The sequence below is a fragment of the Campylobacter concisus genome, from assembly GCF_002912895.1.
GTDB classification, from domain to species: domain Bacteria; phylum Campylobacterota; class Campylobacteria; order Campylobacterales; family Campylobacteraceae; genus Campylobacter_A; species Campylobacter_A concisus_G.
Genome location: NZ_POZX01000069.1, coordinates 1 through 20,410, shown reverse-complemented (window position 1 = coordinate 20,410; position 20,410 = coordinate 1). Strand labels below are relative to the sequence as shown.

At 38.9% G+C, this 20,410-nt stretch carries 27 protein-coding genes and 5 tRNA genes; 12 read left to right on the top strand and 20 right to left on the bottom strand.

The annotated features are described in order from the left end of the window. Positions 1-146: 146 nt before the first annotated feature. From CYP51_RS10115 to CYP51_RS08425, 6 genes are all read left to right on the top strand, one after another. Positions 147-269, top strand: a complete 123-nt coding sequence (locus CYP51_RS10115) for a hypothetical protein (RefSeq protein WP_021091888.1) — start codon at positions 147-149, stop codon at positions 267-269. Continuing rightward, positions 259-1,833, top strand: coding sequence for a single-stranded-DNA-specific exonuclease RecJ (recJ, locus tag CYP51_RS08440; protein ID WP_103625095.1), 1,575 nt, complete (start codon positions 259-261; stop codon positions 1,831-1,833). The genes CYP51_RS10115 and recJ overlap by 11 nt, the downstream gene beginning before the upstream one ends. A gap of 225 nt (positions 1,834-2,058) precedes the next feature. Then, positions 2,059-4,065, top strand: coding sequence for a TonB-dependent receptor domain-containing protein (locus CYP51_RS08435; RefSeq protein ID WP_103625094.1), 2,007 nt, complete (start codon positions 2,059-2,061; stop codon positions 4,063-4,065). A 186-nt stretch (positions 4,066-4,251) separates the two neighbouring features. Further along, positions 4,252-4,500: a hypothetical protein gene (locus CYP51_RS10110; RefSeq protein ID WP_258032833.1), complete on the top strand. Its 249-nt coding sequence runs from the start codon at positions 4,252-4,254 to the stop codon at positions 4,498-4,500. After that, positions 4,442-4,852 carry a hypothetical protein gene (locus tag CYP51_RS08430; protein ID WP_258032832.1) on the top strand — a complete coding sequence of 137 codons (411 nt, stop codon included), beginning with the start codon at positions 4,442-4,444 and terminating at the stop codon, positions 4,850-4,852. The genes CYP51_RS10110 and CYP51_RS08430 overlap by 59 nt, the downstream gene beginning before the upstream one ends. Positions 4,853-4,981: 129 nt before the next feature. Then, on the top strand, positions 4,982-5,473 hold the full coding sequence (locus tag CYP51_RS08425; protein WP_103625093.1) for a hypothetical protein: 492 nt from the start codon (positions 4,982-4,984) through the stop codon (positions 5,471-5,473). Positions 5,474-5,491: 18 nt separating this feature from the next. On the opposite strand, the gene CYP51_RS08420 is transcribed toward CYP51_RS08425, so the two are convergent. The 12 genes from CYP51_RS08420 to CYP51_RS08365 all read right to left on the bottom strand — a co-directional run bounded on the left by CYP51_RS08420 (position 5,492) and on the right by CYP51_RS08365 (position 13,335). Then, the gene (locus tag CYP51_RS08420) at positions 5,492-6,124 is read right to left on the bottom strand and encodes a protein-L-isoaspartate(D-aspartate) O-methyltransferase (RefSeq protein ID WP_103625092.1); all 633 of its coding nucleotides are present in this window, start codon (positions 6,122-6,124) and stop codon (positions 5,492-5,494) included. Between the two features lie 60 nt (positions 6,125-6,184). Next, positions 6,185-6,952, bottom strand: a complete 768-nt coding sequence (locus CYP51_RS08415) for a carbon-nitrogen hydrolase family protein (protein WP_103625091.1) — start codon at positions 6,950-6,952, stop codon at positions 6,185-6,187. Then, positions 6,953-7,441, bottom strand: a complete 489-nt coding sequence (locus CYP51_RS08410; protein WP_103625090.1) for a hypothetical protein — start codon at positions 7,439-7,441, stop codon at positions 6,953-6,955. It abuts the gene before it with no gap. Next, positions 7,431-8,453, bottom strand: coding sequence for a ribonucleotide-diphosphate reductase subunit beta (locus CYP51_RS08405; RefSeq protein WP_009494790.1), 1,023 nt, complete (start codon positions 8,451-8,453; stop codon positions 7,431-7,433). The genes CYP51_RS08410 and CYP51_RS08405 overlap by 11 nt, the downstream gene beginning before the upstream one ends. Before the next feature lie 71 nt (positions 8,454-8,524). Beyond that, positions 8,525-9,649 carry a PepSY-associated TM helix domain-containing protein gene (locus CYP51_RS08400; RefSeq protein ID WP_103625089.1) on the bottom strand — a complete coding sequence of 375 codons (1,125 nt, stop codon included), beginning with the start codon at positions 9,647-9,649 and terminating at the stop codon, positions 8,525-8,527. A gap of 576 nt (positions 9,650-10,225) precedes the next feature. Next, positions 10,226-11,239 carry a virulence RhuM family protein gene (locus CYP51_RS08395; protein WP_103625103.1) on the bottom strand — a complete coding sequence of 338 codons (1,014 nt, stop codon included), beginning with the start codon at positions 11,237-11,239 and terminating at the stop codon, positions 10,226-10,228. Next, positions 11,236-11,505 (bottom strand): type II toxin-antitoxin system RelE/ParE family toxin, encoded by a 270-nt coding sequence (locus CYP51_RS08390; RefSeq protein ID WP_103625088.1) that lies wholly within the window; start codon positions 11,503-11,505, stop codon positions 11,236-11,238. The genes CYP51_RS08395 and CYP51_RS08390 overlap by 4 nt, the downstream gene beginning before the upstream one ends. Then, positions 11,499-11,723, bottom strand: a complete 225-nt coding sequence (locus CYP51_RS08385; RefSeq protein WP_072595247.1) for a hypothetical protein — start codon at positions 11,721-11,723, stop codon at positions 11,499-11,501. The genes CYP51_RS08390 and CYP51_RS08385 overlap by 7 nt, the downstream gene beginning before the upstream one ends. Before the next feature lie 385 nt (positions 11,724-12,108). Next, positions 12,109-12,423, bottom strand: a complete 315-nt coding sequence (locus tag CYP51_RS10105; RefSeq protein ID WP_258032831.1) for a hypothetical protein — start codon at positions 12,421-12,423, stop codon at positions 12,109-12,111. Positions 12,424-12,524: 101 nt separating this feature from the next. Next, complete coding sequence (locus tag CYP51_RS08375) at positions 12,525-12,863, bottom strand: hypothetical protein (protein WP_103625087.1); 339 nt, start codon at positions 12,861-12,863, stop codon at positions 12,525-12,527. Beyond that, on the bottom strand, positions 12,860-13,096 hold the full coding sequence (locus CYP51_RS08370) for a hypothetical protein (RefSeq protein ID WP_103625086.1): 237 nt from the start codon (positions 13,094-13,096) through the stop codon (positions 12,860-12,862). Before CYP51_RS08370 ends, CYP51_RS08375 begins: the two co-directional genes overlap by 4 nt. Next, a complete protein-coding gene (locus tag CYP51_RS08365) occupies positions 13,093-13,335 on the bottom strand; it encodes a hypothetical protein (RefSeq protein ID WP_103625085.1) in 243 nt (80 codons plus the stop codon). The genes CYP51_RS08370 and CYP51_RS08365 overlap by 4 nt, the downstream gene beginning before the upstream one ends. Positions 13,336-13,481: 146 nt before the next feature. Here CYP51_RS08365 and CYP51_RS08360 point away from each other — a divergent pair, with 146 nt between their 5' ends. Beyond that, positions 13,482-13,706 carry an acyl carrier protein gene (locus CYP51_RS08360; RefSeq protein ID WP_087586570.1) on the top strand — a complete coding sequence of 75 codons (225 nt, stop codon included), beginning with the start codon at positions 13,482-13,484 and terminating at the stop codon, positions 13,704-13,706. A gap of 1,114 nt (positions 13,707-14,820) precedes the next feature. Here the strand turns inward: CYP51_RS08360 and CYP51_RS08350 are convergent. From CYP51_RS08350 to CYP51_RS08315, 8 genes are all read right to left on the bottom strand, one after another. Beyond that, entirely contained in the window at positions 14,821-15,579 is a 759-nt protein-coding gene (locus CYP51_RS08350) for an aspartate carbamoyltransferase (protein WP_103625083.1), read from the bottom strand. A 62-nt stretch (positions 15,580-15,641) separates the two neighbouring features. After that, positions 15,642-16,412: a phage antirepressor KilAC domain-containing protein gene (locus CYP51_RS08345; protein ID WP_103625082.1), complete on the bottom strand. Its 771-nt coding sequence runs from the start codon at positions 16,410-16,412 to the stop codon at positions 15,642-15,644. Next, on the bottom strand, positions 16,390-16,626 hold the full coding sequence (locus tag CYP51_RS08340; protein ID WP_103625081.1) for a hypothetical protein: 237 nt from the start codon (positions 16,624-16,626) through the stop codon (positions 16,390-16,392). Before CYP51_RS08340 ends, CYP51_RS08345 begins: the two co-directional genes overlap by 23 nt. Before the next feature lie 16 nt (positions 16,627-16,642). Continuing rightward, positions 16,643-16,888, bottom strand: coding sequence for a hypothetical protein (locus CYP51_RS08335; protein ID WP_103625080.1), 246 nt, complete (start codon positions 16,886-16,888; stop codon positions 16,643-16,645). Further along, complete coding sequence (locus CYP51_RS08330; protein ID WP_021089242.1) at positions 16,885-17,097, bottom strand: helix-turn-helix transcriptional regulator; 213 nt, start codon at positions 17,095-17,097, stop codon at positions 16,885-16,887. Before CYP51_RS08330 ends, CYP51_RS08335 begins: the two co-directional genes overlap by 4 nt. 245 nt (positions 17,098-17,342) lie before the next feature. Continuing rightward, complete coding sequence (locus tag CYP51_RS08325; RefSeq protein WP_103625079.1) at positions 17,343-18,107, bottom strand: hypothetical protein; 765 nt, start codon at positions 18,105-18,107, stop codon at positions 17,343-17,345. Then, a complete protein-coding gene (locus CYP51_RS08320; RefSeq protein ID WP_103625078.1) occupies positions 18,108-19,328 on the bottom strand; it encodes a tyrosine-type recombinase/integrase in 1,221 nt (406 codons plus the stop codon). 191 nt (positions 19,329-19,519) lie between these two features. Further along, positions 19,520-19,595 (bottom strand) — tRNA-Ala (locus tag CYP51_RS08315). A gap of 105 nt (positions 19,596-19,700) precedes the next feature. On the opposite strand from CYP51_RS08315, the gene CYP51_RS08310 reads away from it, so the two are divergent. The 5 genes from CYP51_RS08310 (at position 19,701) to CYP51_RS08295 (ending at position 20,286) form a co-directional block, all read left to right on the top strand. After that, positions 19,701-19,775, top strand: a tRNA-Gly gene (locus tag CYP51_RS08310). Positions 19,776-19,783: 8 nt separating this feature from the next. Beyond that, a tRNA-Leu gene (locus CYP51_RS08305) sits at positions 19,784-19,870 on the top strand. 6 nt (positions 19,871-19,876) lie between these two features. After that, a tRNA-Cys gene (locus CYP51_RS08300) sits at positions 19,877-19,950 on the top strand. A gap of 32 nt (positions 19,951-19,982) precedes the next feature. Continuing rightward, entirely contained in the window at positions 19,983-20,138 is a 156-nt protein-coding gene (locus CYP51_RS09855; RefSeq protein ID WP_167496266.1) for a hypothetical protein, read from the top strand. Between the two features lie 58 nt (positions 20,139-20,196). Further along, a tRNA-Ser gene (locus tag CYP51_RS08295) sits at positions 20,197-20,286 on the top strand. Positions 20,287-20,410: the final 124 nt, after the last annotated feature.

The following is a 20,410-nucleotide window of genomic DNA, read 5'->3' as shown; positions in this document are numbered from 1 at the left end:
GCGGGTTAAATTTGTAAAGACTATCAATTTAACAAAGCTTTTAAGCTTGCTATGAGCCCTAAAATCTTACTTTCATTTAAAATTATAAGAAATTAAATTTCAAAAAGATATAATCCAAGCATTCAAAATAAAGACGAAAGATTGCGATGAAAAAGAAGTATTTTTATAGCCAAATTTTTGGCAATATGGGTGTAAATTTAAGTGAACAAGTGGCATTAAATAAAGTTGGTAAGTTCTTCAAAAATTCTTACCAAAACCATGCTAAATAAAGAGGATATAAGGAATTTACTAGCGCATAGATTTTGTAACGACATACATAAAAAAATTAGTGAAATTCCGACACCAAGTGCCTTAAAAGATATATACAAAGGCGCTAATCGCATAAAAGAAGCGATCGAGAAAAACGAGCGTATAGCCATTGTGGGCGATTATGATGTTGATGGTGTTGTTTCAAGCGTGATTTTAGCTGAGTTTTTTGATGATCTTGGCGTGAAAGACTACCTAGTAAAAATTCCAAATAGATTTAAAGATGGATATGGGCTAAATCCTGAGATAATAGACGAACTCTCGGCCGATGTAAGCTTGATTATCACCGTTGATAACGGTATCTCTGCAAACGATGCAGCCATTATCTGTAAAGAAAAAGGCATCGATCTTATCATCACAGATCATCACATGCCACCAGCTGTTCTCCCAGAAGCTTATGCGATCATCAATCCAAAACAAGAAGACTGTAACTTCCCAAATATCGAAATTTGTGGTGCTGAGGTTGCTTGGTATTTGGTTGGAGCGTTAAAGGATGTTTTTGGGCTAAATTACGATATGAGCAAATTTCTAGAGCTTTTAGCTATCGCGATAATCGCTGATATGATGGAGCTAAGAGATATGAATAGAATGCTTGTTCGCCTTGGTATTTGTAAGCTAAATGCGTCTAAGCGTTCCGCATTTCACGCTATAAAAGAGTTTTATGGTAAGGAAAAATTTGAGTGTGATGATATCAGCTTTCTTATAGCGCCTCTTATAAATTCAGCCGGACGCATGGATGATGCGATGAATTCATTTAACTTTTTGCGTGCAAAGAGCATCGAAGAGGCTTACAACTACCTTGATACGATCATTGAATTTAATAACTCTAGAAAAGAGGAGGAGCGTCAGCTCTTTGAGTGTTCACTAAAGGACGTAAAAGAAGACGATGAAGTCATTATCACTTGGGGTGAGCAGTGGCACGAGGGTGTGATAGGCATCGTAGCTAGCCGCCTTGCAAAGCACTTTGCAAAGCCAGCTATCGTCTTTAGCATCGATAAAGGTCGTGCAAAAGGTAGTGCTAGAAGCATTGGTAAGCTTGATATCTTATCTCTTATAGCAAGCCACGAAGATCTGCTAACAAGCTACGGCGGTCACAAAGGAGCGGCTGGACTTACGCTTACACCTGAAAATTTGGTGAAATTTAAAGAAGCGATAAATAAAAGCTGCTCATGCCTAAATATGCAAGGTTGCAAAAGCTCAGACGAACTACTTGGTGACATAATGCCAAGCGAGATCGACTTTGAACTGCTTGAAATTTTAGAATTTTATGAGCCATATGGACAGAAAAACCCTCGCCCAGTTTTTAAGATAGAAAATGCTCTTGTTAAAAACGAAAGACTTATAGGTAGAGATCAAAATCACCTAAAGCTCATCTTGCAAAAGGATAATAAAACGCTTGAGGCTCTATTTTTTAACTTTACAAGACACGCTAGAGTTGGCGAGATGATAGATATTATCTTTTGTATATCAAAAAATTCATTCCGCGGACTTGTTACTCCACAGCTACTCATAAAAGAGATTTTATAAATTTTATCTCGGTTTTATAATGCTAAATTTTAATAAAACCGAGATTACTTCGGTTTTAATTCGCCAAAATCGTTTCTTTATATATTTAATGCAGTCCAACTAAAATAATACTATTTGACTCAAATTTCTGTATTGTAAAATTAATGTTATATAAATATTTATACTTTGTTTAAGTTCATTTTTGCTTTAATTTTAATTTTAAATATTAATTTCATAGGACTAAACATGAAAATTTCTTACGTTTTAGCATTTGCTTTAGTACCAAATTTAATGCTTGGTGCTGAAGAAACGATAGACTTGGCACCGGTTACCGTTTCTGCAAAGATACAAAAGTCCGTTCTTGACGAACCGACAAAGGCTCAAATAGTAGGCAAAGGCGCGATACTAGAAAACGGCGACATCGCTAAATCGCTTTTAAATTTGAGCGGCTTTACGATGGAGCGCAAGGGCGGAGGCGGCAGCGAGGTTTATTACCGCTCGCAGACGGCGGCCAGACTGCCGGTGCTAATCGACGGTAGCACGCTAAACGGCGGTTGCGGTATGCGCATGGATACACCCATCACTTACATCTCGGCGCAAAATTATAGTTCGGTTCGCATCGTAAAAGGCCCGCAAGACGTCAGATACGGCGCGCTCATTAGCGGCGGTATATTTTTCGATAGAGAGATAGCAAGGCTGTCAAAACCGAGCTTTGGAGGAAACGTAAGCGTGCTGGGCGGCAGTTTTAAGCGGTTTGAAACTACCGCGGACGTAGCGGCGGGCAACGAGCTGGGCAGCATAGAGGTTTCCGGCGGACACTACGAGAGCGGCGATTATAAAAGCGGCGGCGGGCAGAAAATGCATACGCACTATAAACGTAACAGCGTCTCTCTCGTGGGTACGCTAACGCCTACGGAAACTACCGCATTGCAGTTAAGTGCGGATCTGGGGGAGGGTGAAGCGGCGTATGCCGATAGGATGAGGGACGGCATACAGTTTGACCGTAAATCTTTCGGGCTCAAATTTGAACAAGACGTCGGCGAGCACAAGATCAGGCTAAGCTCGTACTATCATCAAATCGATCACATAATGGATAACTTTACCATGCGTCCGGTGCGTCCGATAGTGCCTGGTAACGCAATGGGCAGAGGATATAGCATCAGTCACCCGATACGAGATATGTACGGCTTTAAGCTAGAAGGCGAGTTAAATTTCGATAATCTAACGAGCTACCTTGGTGCTGGATATTCGCAAGACTCCTTTAAATGGCGAGGCGCCAGAACGGGCGGAGCCGGTGTGCCTAAAGCCGTTATGGACGCCGCTCTATCAAAGCCGCACGTAAAAGAGCGCAAGGTAACGTATAAAACGATATACACTCAAAATGAATACGTCCTTGAAAACGACTACGGGCTTTTTGGCGGACTTAGGCTGGACGCGGGCGAGAGAAAGCAATTACTAACGCATAAAAGTAGGAGCGAAAATTTATTCTCAGGCTTTTTTAGATACGAAAAATATCTGCAAAATTTAACGCTTTATGCAGGGCTAGGGCATGCACAAAGACTGCCTGATCACTGGGAAACAAATAAGGACCCGAACTTAGAGCTACGTAAAGAAAAAAATACTCAGCTGGATTTTGGCGCAGTGCTAAAAGATAAAAACTACGAACTAAACGCAAATTTCTTCGTCTCAAAGATGGATGATTACATAATGATAAAGTATAACCCTATGGGTATGTCTTCAAACGTATTTAATACCGATGCTTTACTATACGGCGGCGAGATCGAGGGCGATACGCTACTGGCCGATATATTTAGACTGGGTGCCGGCGTATCCTACGTCTACGGCAAGGTGACTAAAAACGCAGGCGGCCTAAAAGACGGCGACGCGCTGCCTAAGGTTTCTCCTCTAACGTTTAAACTAAGCGCCGGCCTAGAAAAGCCAGACTGGTTCGTCAAAGCCGACTTCTACGCTAATGCATCGCAAAAACGCGCGCAAAAAGGCTACGGCGATGTGGGCGGCATGGACCTGGGCAAGAGCGATAGCTTTTGGACGCTTGGGCTAAGCGCGGGCTACAAATACAAAAATTATCAATTTTTGCTAGCGGCGGAAAACCTAAACGACGCCAAATACGCCTATCATAACTCAAAAGGCGGCTACGGCGGCGGTATCGCAGGCTACGAGACTATCCCGAACGGCACGAGGCTTTATGAGCCTGGCAGAAGCTTTTGGGCGAAATTTAAGGTGCATTTTTAGGGCGTAACTTAATAAATTTGGCATGGCTACGGGCTTAGGATTTGCCCTAGAGCTGTGCCAAATTTAAGTATTTCTGCTCTTATATTCTTAATAATACTCACGCTTGCTACATTTACTATTGCGAATAAATTTGAGCTAAATTAAAAGCTTAGATGTAAAATCTCAGAAATTTTTTAAAGGAGAGGTATGAAAAATTTACTTGTAAAATCAAGCTTGATTCTAGCTTTGGTAAGTTCAGCTGCACTAGCTCAAGGCGCATTTGTTGGTGGTGAAGGTGATTATTCGTTTAACTCAAAAATCAAAACAAAAAACATAGCAAGTAGTGAGAAAAATAACTTCAAAAAAGGTCACTATGGTCTTGGCTTTTATGGCGGTTATGACTTTGACAGCTATAGAGCTTATGGTGGTTATTGTTATGACTGGTTATTGTTATGACTTTAAAGCCAGGAAAAATGCTGGTGAATCAGATGCAAAATGGAGTAAGCATAAATTTCTAGGCGGTGTTGATTATACACCAAGTATCACTGAAAATTTTAAAGCTGTTCTTGGTGGATATACAGGTCTTGGCTATTTAAGTGTTAGAGAGAGATTTGAAAATGAAACGAGCAAGAAAAATTTCAAAGGCTTGCTAGTTGGTGCAAAAGCGGGCGGTATCTACTCATTTGATGAACATAACGCGATCGAGTTTGGCTTAAAAGCTGATAAGACTTTTTATAAGAAAAATAGCGGAGCTCAGCTAAGAGATACGACTATAGGAATTTATACAGGCTATACTTATAAATTCTAACCTTTAGGCAAGGCTTAGGCTTTGCCCTCTTTACCTACATAGATGATTTGTTAAACTTTTATCTATCCAAGCAACCTTTAAGCGGGGGGGGGGGGGTAGAATGAGCTCTACTTTAAAAAAAGGAAAAAAATGAAAACAAAATCACTCTATCCTATTATGATATGTGCTATCTTTGGTGGTTGTACACTCCCAGATCTGCCTAATCTACAAATATCATCAAATGGCAGTCAAGAGGCAACAATCATCACGCCGTCTGTTCTAGATAATGTATCTAAAGCCAAGGTCGCAAAGGAATACCAAGTTAAATTTGATAGTGCGAAGCCTAGAATGCAGGAATTTTTAGCAAATATGGCATGCTATAAGGCTAATAAAAATGATAAATTTATGGAAGGTGGCACAAGGGCACCTACGCTACGAAAAAATGATAGTCTTGTAAGAACATTTAAATATACATATGCCGATTGTGTAAATATTTTGCGTATAGAAAATATTAAATTTATTGCCAAAAACGCATTTAGTTTTGATGTGACATTTATTACTCCAGATAGCGAAGAGATAGCACAATTTGATAATTTTATATTTACGCAACACCCAAGCGGCGAGTGGCTGGTTAGGTGGTAGTTGTAGAGGTAAAAGCCTCTACTCTCTACCTTCAAGAAGTGGTACAAAAAGGCACTCATCTAAGTACTCTTTTTCTAAATTTCCATCTTTATCTTTTTTAAATTTAGCGATAAATTGCTTGCCATCTTTTTTCATTGGAGCTACTAAAATTCCACCATTTTTAAGCTGCTTAAATAAATTTGGCGAGATCTCATCAGCAGCTGCCGAGAGCAAGATACGATCAAATGGTGCGTAGCTTCGCCAGCCGTTGTTGCCATCGTCATATCTTACATGCACGTTTTTTATTTTTAGTACCTCGAAGCGTCTTTTCGCCTCCATGGCTAGCTTTTCTATACGCTCGACGCTAAAAATTCTATGTGCAAGTTTGCTTAAAATAGCTGCTTGATAGCCACTGCCGCAGCCTATCTCTAGGATATTGTCCATATTTTCGCACTCTAGCGCCATTGTCATCTTTGCAACGGTTAGCGGTGAGCTGATCCATTGATTGCCCAATATGGGCTGAGCGTCAAGTTTATAAGCATGTGCAGTAATTGGTACAAAAATTTCGCGCTCAGTGGTAGCTATCGCATCGAACAAAAGTGGGCTTAGCGTGATCTCGTCGGCTATATCGCTAGCTAAATTTTGGCATTTTATCGCTTCTAGTTGGGTCAAAATTTATATCCTAAATAAAAATTAAATCGTTATTATACGATTTAAAACTTATCTTAAAATTTATAAAATCCCTAAATTCGTCTTGATCTCTTTTATTAAATTTGCATCAAATATCGTCTCTTTAACAAGTGTGCCATTTGGTAAAAATACTCCAGCAACTTCTAATGCAAGAGAGCTTGAGATCATGACGTAGCAGTTGTTTGCGATAGCTAGAGCCTTGCAAAGGCTAAGATAAGCATCCTCTCTAGCATTACCCCACATGGCAGGTACCATGATGATGTCACACCCCTTTAGCTTTGCCCAAAGCCTGCTATCGCGTAGTTCAAAACAGATTAGCACCCCAAGCTTTAGCCCTCTAAAATCAAAGGCATTTATCTCGTCCACATCGCCGGCAGTAAAAATTTCATGCTCCAAATTTGGCCTAAAAAGTTCGGCTTTAAATTGTGAATGAAAGACATTATTTGAGTTAAGAAGCAAAAATTCGTTATAAATTTTTGGCTGGTGTGGATTTAGATTTGAAATTTGAGCGAGCCCTGCGCTTTTGTTTAGGCTAGTAAGGTGCGTAAAACCAAGAAATTTATCCGGGCTAAGTGCCTCTTGTAAGCGCTCAAGCAGCATCGCATCAAAGCTGCCTATCATGCCACCAAGCATCGCTTTATTTGCCCCAGCAAAAAAGCCGTCGAAATCATAGCCGCTTATGCAAAGCTCGCTTGCAAGCAGGAGAGAGTTTTCAGGCGCAGCCTCAACTAAATTTGCAAGCTCTTCTAGGCGATCTGTTGCATTTTTTGCCTTTAAAGTTAGGCTTATTAGGTTTAAATTTTCGCTCATTTATTTTCCAAATACAAATGTCATAGGTTTTTCATCGTGGCAGTCTTTCGGAATTTTGCAGTTTATATCCGTGCCACCGATGTTTGGTGTAGCTTTTAAAATAACGCTTATAGCTGTGATCTTGTCATCGCGCTGTGAGAGTGGATCATTAAAAACCCAGACCTCAAAGCCTAGACCTCTAGCCTCGTCATGTGAAACTACTCTCACCTCTTTTAGGTCTTTTGCTTCAAAGCCGCACTGCTTGTTTATGCCAAGCATCACGTCATTTCCTAGCACTGATCCTAGCGGCGCGAAACTTGGTGCAATTTCACCGTTTGGTATCTCTTGATAGACCTCCGCTTGGCTTGTCTCTTTTATCTTGACAAGCTTGTAAGCGTAGAAATTTTCGAGATTATTTTTATTTGCTTGATCAATTATCCTTTGACTACTGCTAGCACACCCCACAAAAAGCACGCATACAAGGGCTAAGATGCCATTTTTAAAAGTCATCAAAGCTGATGCTTCCTTTGCTGTAGTTTGTCACCTTTGCTTCAAAGAAATTTGACTTTTGGTCGTTAAATTTCGCAAAGTCATCGACCCATTTGATTGGGTGAGCGACGTTGTACTTGCGTTTTAGGCCGATCGCAACTAGACGTTGGTCGATGAGATAGTGGATGTACTGCTCGATGATATCGTCTGTAAAGCCCATTATTTGGTTTTGGGTGATGTATTTGCCCCATTTGATCTCTAAATTTCCAGCTTTTTCAAACATATCATAAATTTTCGCCTCAGTCTCAGGTGTGAAAAGGTCAGGTCTTTCCTTGCGGACTGAATTTATCATGTTTTGAAACAGAAGCAAGTGTGTGATCTCGTCGCGTTGGATGAAGCGTATCATCTGCGCTGAGCCTAGCATCTTGCCAGCGCGAGCTAGAGCGTAGATCGCTGTAAAACCACTGTAAAAGTAGATGCCCTCTAAAATTTGGTTGGCAACCATCGCAAGAAGTAGCTTTTCATCAGTCACTTCGCCTGCAAGCTCCTCGTATACGCTTGAGATGTAGTCGTTTTTCTCGCGCAAGACGTCGTCGTGCTTCTCCATCTCGTAGATGAGGTCGGTGTTGTCGCAGATCGCCTCGACCATGACGGCGTAAGACTTGCTATGGTTCGCCTCTTCGTAGGCTTGGCGGCTTAGCACGGCGTTGATCTCTGGTGCGGTGATGTAAGGGTTGATGTTATCTGCTAGGTTGTTTGTCTGGAAGCTATCCATTGAGATGAGCTGGCTCCAGACTAGGTCATACATACGTTTTTCAGCCTCTGTGAGGTTGTAGGCGTAGTCACGCACGTCGTCTGTGGTGTCGACCTCTTTTGGAAACCAGGTGTTTGCCTCCATGAGGTCCCAGAGCTTTAACGCCCACTCGTATTTTGCCTTGGTGAAATTTAAAATGCCATGTGGGTTGCCGTTAAAGACTCTTCTGTCGGTCAAATTTTCATTTGAACTTGGGTTGTATATGCGTTTTCTGTTCATAAATTTCTCTCTTGTCTTTGGTAAAAATTTCTTAAAATATTACCCAAAGCAAGGTAAAAATTTACTTTTATTTATAGCGCCTTAGTCCTTTTTATGGTCATTAAAAAGCCAGTTATGATCAGCAAAACTGCGATCACGCATGATACTGCAAATACGACCTGACCGACCTCGCCAAACATCTCTCCAGTGTGCAAGCTAAGCACCTTTCGCCCAGCCTTTTTTGCCTCTGGGATGCTATCAGCTTTGCTGACAAGCTTGTTTTCTTTGATCTTGCCAGCGCTCGCGTCAAGCTTTAGTTTGCCCACTTGGCTCTCGCTAGTTTCGTAGTTTATGGTGTAGGTGCTTTGGTTGTTTTCAGGCACGTTTATCGTGAGTGATTTTAGCTCTAGCGTGACATTGTCTTTAAAAATTTGCTCCGCAGTCTCGATCTCTTTAAATTTCTCATCGCTTATTGGGATTAAATTTCTTTGAGGCATTGCCCTTTGCGCTTGGCTTGGTTTTAAGTCGAAAAATATGCTATTTACGCTGTTTCTGACCCAGCCATAAGACCAGTAAAGGCCAGTTAGCGACATCACGACAAGCAGGATCGCCACGTAGGTGCCAAGGCTGGTGTGAAGATTGTAGAAGCAGGCATAGCCCTTTGCTTTTGGCTTAATTTTTAGAGAATTTAAGAAATTTCGCTTGATCGCTGGAGCGTAGAGGATGAGACCACTGATAGCGAGCAGAGCCATGATGATAGAACTAACGGCAACTATTTGCTTGCCGATATTGGCTGGTACTTTGCTATCAAGCAAGGCAAGACCTAAATTTCTATGAAGACTTAAGATAATGATACGAAATTTCTCACCCCAGTCCTCGCTGATCACCTCGCCGCTTCTTGGATCTATAAAAAAATTTAATTGTTTTCTATCCTTTGTAATGCTTATACGATAAGCTTCATTTGCTCCACCTATTTGTAAGCTTTCAAGCGTATCAAATTGAATCTCACTTTTTGCTTTAGCTAGGAGTTCATTTAAGCTTAAATTTTCTTTTCCGTTAGGAACTAAGTTTATAAAATTTTTATTTATCGCACTTTTAATCTCTTCTCTATAAGACGCAAATGGTGCTGAAAGAGTCATGAATATTAGCGGAATAGCCGCAATTAGTCCAATTATTAGGTGGATGTTGAAAATGATTTTTCCTCGTTTTAAAAACATTTTTTTCCTTTGAATTTTAATAGCGAATATTATTTTATTTTTTGTTAAAGCAAGATAAAAATTTATAAAATTATTTTTTAGTTATTAACTTTTACTAATGTTGATAAGGGTCTTAATATCAATTACCCATTAAATTTTTTACATATTGGTATCTTATTTTTTAGTAATAAGTTATTTTTAGTTTTAGCAAAAGGTATAAATAATGATAGATGCATTTAGATTTATAGTGGAGTTAAGCGGGAAATATTTTTAGCTTTAAAGCTCGTATTTATCGACTTTTAATAAAATTAAAATCAATAATTTTTACACTCATTTATACACTCTAGATTTTTAAGCTTCAAGTGTTTGATTTGTTGGTTATGAAAAGTTTAGTTTTCAATACAAAATAATTGTAAGTGCCTAAAATAGGGGATTGTGAAGTAGTAAAGTTAAATAATTTAAGTTTCGGACGCTTAAAGCGGTTGTTTTGGCTTAAGATTTAGTAGTTTTCATCTCTTTTTTGCTCGAAAACTTAATTAAGGTTATTTTGTGAAACATTAATGTCTTATTACGTTTCACGCTTCGCTACCATAGGCTCTATTTTTTGCCTTTAGCAATTATTCGTTTTACTTCGTCTTTAAAGCTATCATCTTGCTTTAGTTCTTTAAATTTAGTATATTCTAATTCTGCTTTAGCTTTTGCATTGTCAGCGCTAAATTTACCAAAGCCTTTTAGAATTTCATATCCGTTAAAGATTAAAAAATTATCTACTTTAATATCCCAATCTTTCATCTGAATTACTTTGCCTTGCTCTGCTTGATTTTCTGCATAGTCAAGTAACATGCCCGTTAATCTATTAAGTCCGTTTAGCTCGTTCTCGTATAAATAATTTTTAGCTACAGAGACATCTGACTTTATCGGCTCTTTGCCTTTATCGCTTCCACTCCAAGTCGTTAAACCCATATTTGGCTTTGTATGGTCTGCACGCTCTTTGATAATCTCCGCCGATGTCTTTTTGGTTACTGCATATTCTAGTTTATTTTGGATATTAGCAAAGAAATTTTTAGCCGTCTGCGATGTCTTATCATAATCCACGCTTAGCGCAAATAACTCCCTAACTTTTTCATAAAATAACTTTTCACTAGCCCTTATGGCTCGTATGCGTTCTAGTAATTCTTTGAAGTAGTCTTTATTAAATATGTTATTGCCTTGTTTTAGCCTCTCATCATCAAGCACAAAGCCTTTAATTATGTATTCTTTTAGTGTGTTAGTAGCCCATTGTCTAAACTGTGTTGCTTTTACGCTGTTTATACGATAGCCTACTGCAATTATCATATCAAGATTGTAGTGTTCGACTTCTCTTGTAACTTCCCTGCTTCCCTCTGCCTGAACTGTCAAAATTTCTTTTACAGTTGCGTAGCCTAGCTCCTTTTCGTCTAAAATATTCCTTATGTGATATGATACATTTTGCTTACTGGTCTCAAAAATATCGGCTATTTGTTTTTGATTTAGCCATATTGTTTCGTTCTCTTTATCGGCTAATATTTGAATATTGACTTTATTGTCGCCAGTTGAATAAATAATAAAATTTTGCTCTTTAGTGTCTATCATTGCATTTCCCACTCGTTAGCCTTGTAAATGCCTAAAAGTTTAATGGCGTCTTTGTCAATTAAGTAGGGTATTACATAACCTTTGGCGATTAGCTCTCTTTTGTCGTCCGTTATCGCTCGTTCTAGTCGTGGATTGTCGCTCAAAAGCTCTACGGCGTCTAGTAACTTGCTGATGAAACCCTGCGCCCTGTTTGGGCTATCTTTTGCGATAAAATCAAACACTGATTTTAATTCGAGGTTAAAACGTGCCGTGCGCTTAATTACCATTTGGCTATCTCGTCGCGTATTCCCTCCAGCGGATAGGTTTCAAGCTCTCCGCGTCTGATAGCCTCAACGTCCGCTTCATATTCGCTAAAGCGCGATTGATATTTAACCTCATCGCTTAGGTTTAGCTTCACGCCGTCAAATTTAGCTAGCGTTATTAATATCTCTCTTGCTTTTTCTATGAAATCGGCGTTATCTGTCCGTATGGTTAATGTTTGCATTTGTAACCCTTTCTTTTGATTATTTTAGCTTGTATTGTTAAAAGATGGCTTAGTATTCACTTTTATTCACTAACTACCCACTTTATACGCTTATTTCGTGCTTACTAGTATTCGCATGGTATTCACTTAGGCGCTCATTTCTATTTCTGATTTTTGAGTTTGTGCCGATAGTAGCGTTTTTTTGGGCTTCAGCTGAGCGCTCATTTTTGTTCCCATTCTTTTAGTGGTAACTTTTCGCTTTTAGCCTTGTTTTTATCGTTGTTTGTATGGTAACTTTTCGCACTTACTATTTAAAACCCCGCTTGCTCCAGTTCTTGCCTTTGCGAAAGCTTTTGCTGTTTCTTTGCTGTTTTATGCTTTGGTATTTAAATAAATAGCCGTTTCTTTACAACGCATTTTTTACATATCGTTTTGCGCTCGCCTTTGCTCTGTCTGGCTTCATTCTATTTGTCATAATCCACTTGTAAGCCTCTAGTGGCAAAGCGTAAATTTTGGCTAGCTCTTTATCGTATTTGCTTACTTTCATAACTCTTAAATTGTTAATAATAGTTTCGTCCGTGTAAGGGCTGTTAAATACTTTTAGGATTAAAAAGGCTATTTCGGTTAGGTAATAATCATCTGCTCGCTTCTCCCAGTCTGGGTAAAACTTATCGAGAATTTTAAAAAAGGTTTCTAGCGTGTTAAGCTCTTTTGGTAGCATCGATTTAGCCTTTTTGATTTTTTCAATATTTTATGAAAAAGGCTGTTTGTCCTCTCGTGGAGTGATGAGGTTAGGGGCTAGCCTTGCCCCCTTAGATTATATTAGCTTGCTTGCATATCGTTTTGCAAGGTCGCACCTTTTAAGGGCTTATGCCATTTAAAAATCCCTTTGGCTTCTAAGGGATTATTTTTGTTAAAGTCCTCTTTGCTTCTATCACCAGGGCTTAGGCGGTCAATCTGTCTTTTCAAGTGCTTTACTTGTGCTTCTGCGTGCCTGAGTTCGTTAATGTAATAATCTACGAATAGCCACGCCTTAGCCCCTGCTTGGTAAATGGCTTCATCTCTGCTAACGTCCTGGCTTTGCTCTAGTGTGCTTATTAGCTCATCAAAGCTACGAGCCTTTTCAAGTTCGTATAAATTTACGTATCTTTTAGCCGTCATTTTCTTTGCTCCTTAGTCGCTTTTGTGTCTTTTAGCGAATAATCATCAAGCGTTGAGGCAACATCTAGCAAAATGCCACTTAGTAGATAAGTAGCGCTTAGCCTCTCCTCGTCGTCTATGCTCTCGTGTTTATTTGCTAGTGCTAGCATTAACGTTGATACTTGTCCTAATACGCAAGTTATTTCAACGCCTAACTCAAAATTCTTATTGATTTCGTTAAAAACTAACTTCATTTTTGCTCCTCCTCTTTTTTCTCGGTTAGCTTTTTTTCTGCATATTGGCTTACAGCCTCAGCAATATCATCAATAACGCCGCTTAAAAAATAGCCTGCATTTATCATCACGTCGCTATTCATATTTGTAGCCTTTTGAAGGTGCGGCAAGGCTAATACTAACGTGCTAATGTTGTTTAGCAAGCTCGGTATTTCATCGGCTAGGTCCAGCTCATCGGTTATGTTAAAACTTAGTGTCATTTGTTCTCCTTTAAAATATGCATTAGCATTAAAATAATTTAGAAATTATATGCTTATGCACTTTAAAATAAACTTAATAAAATATACATAAGCATTTTTTAATAAGTTATTTAATATGCTAACGCATATTTTTTAAAGGGTTAAAAATGGATAGAGATGAATTTAACGAGCTTATGAAACGTGCAGGGCTTAATAAAAAACAATTAGCAGAAATTTTAGAAACAAGCTATCAAGGTGTAAATAGTTGGGGGACTAATGGTCGAGGTTATCCATATTGGGTAAAAAGCTGGCTTGAAAATTACATTAAGTCGCTTGATATGGATAAAATCGTTGAGGTGGTTAAGCCCTACACTGAAAACAAAGAGGATTAACATTATTTGTAACGAGTTGGTCCGTTACATGTAACGTTACACGTGTTACCGATAGGGGTGACACAGACGCCCCCTAGGGTGTCAGCTGTGACATCATTTAAAAGCTGTATGAATTTAATTCACCCAGCTTTGATCTTAGCTCTAGTTACGTAAAATACGATATTCTTTAACATTTAGGGGCGTTTCTGATCTTACTACCCAGCTCGTTTTTTTTAACCGCCGACCCCCGATTTTTTAACCGCGACCCCGATTATTTTTAGCCCCCTTGATAATTAATTTTTTCACTTAAGGATAAAGAGAGATTTTTTGTAACAAAAAGGTCATTGTAGGATAGTTTTACAACGGCACACTATACGTTACTTTTCTTAAATTGCGATTTTCGCTCGTGCGTGGCTTGTGTGCTAAGCTCTAGCCCCTCGGTGCTGGCTTTGATTTTTGGCTTATACAAAAAGGGTAAAAATAGCCAAAAAAATGGTAGAGAGTGAAACGCTTTGCAATACCCTTTTTTATGAAAACTTAAGCAAGCAAAAAAAGGGCTGTTTTGGCTTAAGGTTAAAAGCCGTTTTTATTTTTTTGTGAAATCAATTTTTTTACTAGGTTTTCGCCTTTTTTGTCGATAACCTGCCTCCTTTTTTTATGGAGGCGGATATAATCCACCCCTTTGGCTGTCGTCGTTTCAATTTTTTCTGAAACGATGAGGTAGATTAAATCTAGGTCATCTTTTAAAGCTGGCTACGTTTAACATAGGTAGCTTTTACGTTTCACTTGCAAGGCTCGAGCTTTGACAATAGGGCTGTTTGGGTTTTATTGTTAGGGCTGGTTGGGCGGATAGCCTATTTTTATGGGTCGGCTCGCGTCCTTAATTTTAAGGAGACGGACAAAGCTCGCATTTAAGGGCTTTGCTACGTAAGCCAAAAATTAGACTAACGCATAAAATAGGGGCTTCACTCACCCAAAAATTAGGGGCAGTGAATTTATCTTGCGTTGAGGTAACGAGCCAAAATCTCGGCTGGTTATGCTCTAATAGATTTTGCTTGTCTTGTTTAACAATGGCTTGTATAATTACGACGAAATTCACCGAGGGTGCTTTAAAGCCCTCCTTGCAAATATCCGCTTATGCTCTTAGCTCTCTTTTGTTCTCTTTTGACTTGTAGGGCTTGATTGTGCCTTGCTCTTTGGTGGTCTTGTCTAGTATGGATTTAAACTCATCTAGGGCGTATGGGAGTTGTAATTTTAGCCTTTGTTTGATAGGCAATGGATTATCGTTGCTTTTAGGATTTATGCTTACTACGGCTTCGGCTCGGTAGATAGGCAAGTTTAGATTATTCTTTTTTGCTTTGTCATAAAAATACACTCTAGTTAATACATCGTTGTTTTTTAGATACTTGGTATTCTCAAAGCTAATAACCTCATCGCAAAATGGGTCAAGGTTAAAGGGGCTATCCTTATCAAAACAAAGGTCAAGAGATGAAACGTTATTTATCACACCTAGGAGCTCCGCTATTAGCTCTCGCGGTGGAGGCGTCTTATTGTATTGCCTAAGTCCATAAACTTCAAATAACGCCTTTTGTGGTTCATTGCCTGCGTTTTTTAATGTAGCGTAAAAAATAGGCAAGTCGCTAAGCATATAAATATTAACTATTTCATAATCTCGAAACTCGTAACGGCGTTCTATCTTGACCGCTTTTGCTGTCTGCTTATCTAGCTTTTGCCATTTTTTACCATAAGCCTTTGCTATACTGTTTAAAAGGTCAATTTTTTTATGGGTCTTTTGCGTGATACCCTTTTTGTAAAAGGTCGCCCTTATGGTGTCTATGTAAATTTTGCTCTCGGCTGTGTTGATAATGCTTGCAAGTTCTGCTAAAATATCCATTGAAATTAACTTTTAAAGGGCGGCTAAACTTGCTCGGCTTGACCGCCCCTAAAATTCTTTGATTAGCTCTTTATTCGAGGCGTATTTTTAGCTTTTATAGCCTCGATTAGCTTTTGAGCTAACTTTACTTGACCCCTTGGCGTTATCAAGGTTGTAAAATCAAGCCCTCGCTCGCCGTTTGGTTTTGTAAATGTCTGCGGTTTGCGTCTAAAATAGCCCATATTTAGATACTTTTGCAAAGGCTCGTTATTAAACATTAAAATCCCTAGTTCGCGCATTAAAGCGAATAAACGCGTTCCGCCTATGTCTATGCCTTTATCTTTATCACAAAGGATTTTCGCATATTCGCCTATTTTAATATCGCCTTTGCTAACCTCGACGGCGCGCGCGAAATCTACATAAGGCGCGTCAGCTTCTATCTTATGCTCTAGCCGTTTGTTTTTGTCTTGTTCGTCTGCGTATCTTAACGCCAGCTGTGCGAATACGCGCGGATCTGCTAAGACGTTTTGAATATCCAAAGGGCGGTTACTGCTGTTTAGGATATAATCGCTCGCCCAGTCCCTGAATAAAATCGTCTGTGGAGTTTCGCGCAATTTAAAGCCCAAAGTAATAACGCCCTTTTTAGTCCAAAAAGTCTGCTTTGCGTTACCTGTCAGATTTTCTGACAGATAGAAATGCACGCCCTCGACGTATTCGCCCGTCCTCTTTTGTTCTCTTACGGTGCTTTCGCTAACGCCAAATCCGTCTGCGACTTGCTTATTAGATAAGCTCCACGTATCGCCATATTCTAAAATCTCTAAATTTAGATCATTAAATGCTACTATTGCTTTCATCGTTGCATCCTTGTTCTGTTAGTTCTCTTACCTGCTTTCTTAGGTTTTTGTTAATGTAAAATAGGTCGTAAGCCATATTTATTAACCCTTGTGGTGCTTCTTTCACACTCGAAACGCCATAAGTTCTTAAATGGCTAGTGAATTCTTTTATCTTTTGAGGCTCGATAGCGATTATCGCTCCGCCTTTGCCAGCTGTTGTAATGCTAATTTTCATTTTTTACCCTTTTTCGCTATTTAAAAAAGCCGTCTATTAGCTTTTTGTTTTCATCTCTTAGCTTGTTTAGCTCCCCTGCTATTTGTAGCGATGTATCGTAAAAGCTAAGGGCTAGGTCTAGGGCTTCATCGGTCTGCTTGCTAGTTTCGCCCTCTTTTATAGCTTTAAATAGGTTAGGGTTACGCTCTTTTACTATTAGTATAAAGCCTGAGTAAAAATCCTCCTCGCTCATATCGTCATATTTTGGAATGTAGGCGTTCATCTTTCGCCCCCTTGTGGTAATGGTCTGCCCTCGTTTTGTCTTTTGTTGATAAAGGCTTCGACCTCATCTCTTTTAAAGCGTTTTGTAACATTTGTAAAAAAGATAGGTTTCGGAAAATCGCTTAATTTCTTGTATCTGTAAAGTGTTGATACTCCCACGCCTAAAAGCTCCGCTGTTTCTTTTGAATTTAGTAGTGCTTTGTTTTGCATTTTTTAATCCTTTTGTATGTAATTTTTCTCAAATGGTTAAGCCTAAATGCTTGCAAGCTTGATATGCTTAAATTGATTTGATATGAGAATTATGCGAGTTTTTTAAAACGAGAGCAAAGGAATTTTTTTCCTAAAGTATCGGCAATTTTTGAGTTATTGGGGCAAAATTATTAAAAAAAGTGAATACATTAAAATGAAGTAAAGCCCCTAAAATAGGGGCGTGTAGTGTCTTAGGAAATTTTTTCCTAATCGTCCGTTTCGGCTTCTTTTATGCCTAAATGTTTTGTTATTTTTCCAGCTAACACATTATCTTTCTTTTCGGTGTTATTAAATGAAAGTTGATAAATTTCGGCCAACCTCGATATTTTATTTTTAAAATTTTCTCTAATAGTAGTGGCTTTTGCATTTATTTTGTAATCATCTATTATGTGGCTAAACTCTTTAAAATAGCCGTTTCCTGCTTCGCTCAGCTCCATTAGTGCGTGTTGTGCCTGATATTCTGCGTTCTCATATGTTGGGTCAAACGTGTAGCAGGTTCGGTCTAGGCTTGGATATTTTAACGCCATTTGTAAAAAAGCCATTCCCTTTAAAAAATTTTCATATCTTAATACTTCGTATGGTTTGCTTTGCGCTTTTTTGTGAAAACAATCACGCAAAAAAGAAAAAAAGATATTACACATCTCTTTTTTTGATGTGTCGTAAAATAAAAAAATATGATAGGGGGCAAAATCCGCCACTGAAAATTTAATATCCGTTTTGCTGTCCATAACGTCGTCTAAAAAGCCCTTAATACTCATTTTTATATTGTCACACTCGGTTTCAGCTTTTAAATAATTGCCGTTTGTGTCAAAGAAAAGATAATTTTTAAGCTCGTTTATTACCTCGCACCCCTTATCTATTTTTTCTTGTTCTGCCTTGCCGTCGTTGTTTGTTCTTGGGCTACTAGCTGACTCTTGTGTTATTCCTATTTTTTTTGTTTGTGTAGCTTTTCGCGCTGTCTTATTTACCATTTATTCTCCTTTCACTTCGTCTAAATAATCGCTCCACCATTGCATTAACTTCGCCCTTTCGTCCAGCCTTTGGCTTCGGTCGTAAATTGCTTTTACACTGCTTCGCTCTTTATGGTCTAGGCAAAGCTCTATCACGTCGCTACTAAAGCCGTGATTTTTGATGTTTTCATTTAGTAGGGTGCTTGCTGTCGTGCGTAAGCCGTGAAAAACCATCTCATCGCCAAAGCCTAACCGCTTAATTGCTTGGTTGAGTGTGCTATCGCTTAGCGGTCTTGTTGCACTTATGCCACTAGGAAAGACAAAATCGCCCCTTTTATGCTCTAGCATTGTTTTTAAAAGCTTCTTAACCTGCTTGCTTATTGGCATATAAAAAATTTCTCTTAGCTTCATCGCTTCGGCTGGAAATGTGATTAAATCATTCTCAAAATCTATGTATTGCCATTTTAGTTCTCTTACGTTTGCGCTGCGTAAAAAGGTATGCACGCCAAAGATTAACGCCTGCTTGGTGCAAAACGAGCCTTGATACTCCTCTATTGCACCTAATAGCTCTTTTAGCTTGCTTGGCTCGGTTATGGCTTTAAAGTGGTTATTTGTTGAGGTTTTGAAAGCGTCGTTAAAAATAATATCCCTTGTCGGATTATGCTCGATGTAGCCTTTATTTACGGCTAAGTCCAAAATCTTACGGAGTAGCCTAAAGGTTCTTAACGATGTTTCGTGCGTTATGCCCCTTTTTGCCTCTCGTGCTTGTATCTGCTCTATTGCGTGAGCGTAGTCCCTGCGTTTTAGCTCGGTTATCTCTTTATCGCCTAGATATGGGATTAGATTTTTTTCGATACGTCCGATTTGCTTATTAAAAGCGATTAGCCCTTTACTCTGCTCTTTGTCTATCCACTCATTAGCTACGTCTTTAAACGTGATAGCCTTTTGCTTGGCTGTGGCTATTTGCAAGTCCTCACCCCTATCTCTTAGCCTCTCCAGCTCCATAGCTTTTAGCCGTGCTTCTGCTAGTGTGACACTTGGGTATTTGCCTATTTTGATTTGCTTTGTCGTCCGCTTTTCGTCGCTCTCTTGATATTTGAAATAAAAAGTTTTGGTTGTCTCTTTTTGGGTCTTGTATGCAAGCACATATAAAAATTTCACTCCGTCATCTTTTACCCACTCACGATTTTTATTTTTGAGTGTAAATTTTTTTAGTGCCAAATCGTTCGCAAAGCTTGCCATTTCGTAACCCTTAATTTTGAGTGTAAAAAGTTAGTGTAAAGACTTTTTTACACTCAGATATACACTCAAAAGAGTGATATTAGATGAAATGCAATGATAAGAAGTGAGAGCTTAAAAAGTGATAAAAGCCCTAAATTTAGGCTTTGAAAGATACTTTTTGACAAGGGTTGAAAAGCCCTGAAAACGTCACTTGGTGGAGTTAAGCGGTATCGAACCGCCGACCTCTTGAATGCCATTCAAGCGCTCTCCCAGCTGAGCTATAACCCCAAATAGATTTTGGCATTTTATCTTTTTATGGCTTACAATATTTTGAAATTTGTTTTAGTAAAATAAAATTTTAAGCAATTTTTGGATAATATTGCAAACTTTAACGCGGGAATAGCTCAGGGGTAGAGCACAACCTTGCCAAGGTTGGGGTCGCGAGTTCGAATCTCGTTTCCCGCTCCATTAACTTAGCCCGAGTGGCGGAATGGTAGACGCAAGGGACTTAAAATCCCTCGGTAGTTTTTACCGTACCGGTTCAAGTCCGGTCTCGGGCACCACGATATGGCGACATGGCCAAGTGGTAAGGCATGAGCCTGCAAAGCTTTGATCCCCGGTTCGAATCCGGGTGTCGCCTCCAAACTTCAAAAATAACTACTCGAAGGAATAATAGTGAGAAATTTATTTTTAGCAGCTTGTATAGCATTTTTTGTAGCTGGTTGTTCAAATACTTGGCATGGCGTAAAAGAAGATACTCATAATGCCAAAGAATGGACCAAAGAAAAGATAAATGATGGAGCTACATATATTAAAGAAAAAACAGAGTAAATTTTAAAGATTATAGTAAATTTTAAGCAAAGTTGGTTATAATCAGAAATCTTTAATTCGGGAGATGGCTGAGCGGTCGAAAGCGGCGGTCTTGAAAACCGTTGAGGTGTGAAAGCCTCCTGGGGTTCGAATCCCTATCTCCCGGCCATACATCTAATTTATTATTCATAATGCCTATAAGAAAATTTTTATAAAAATTCAGTCCAAAATTTACTAGAACTAAAAATATCAGTAAATTTCTTATTTAAAGTAAGACATTGTAAGATAAGGAA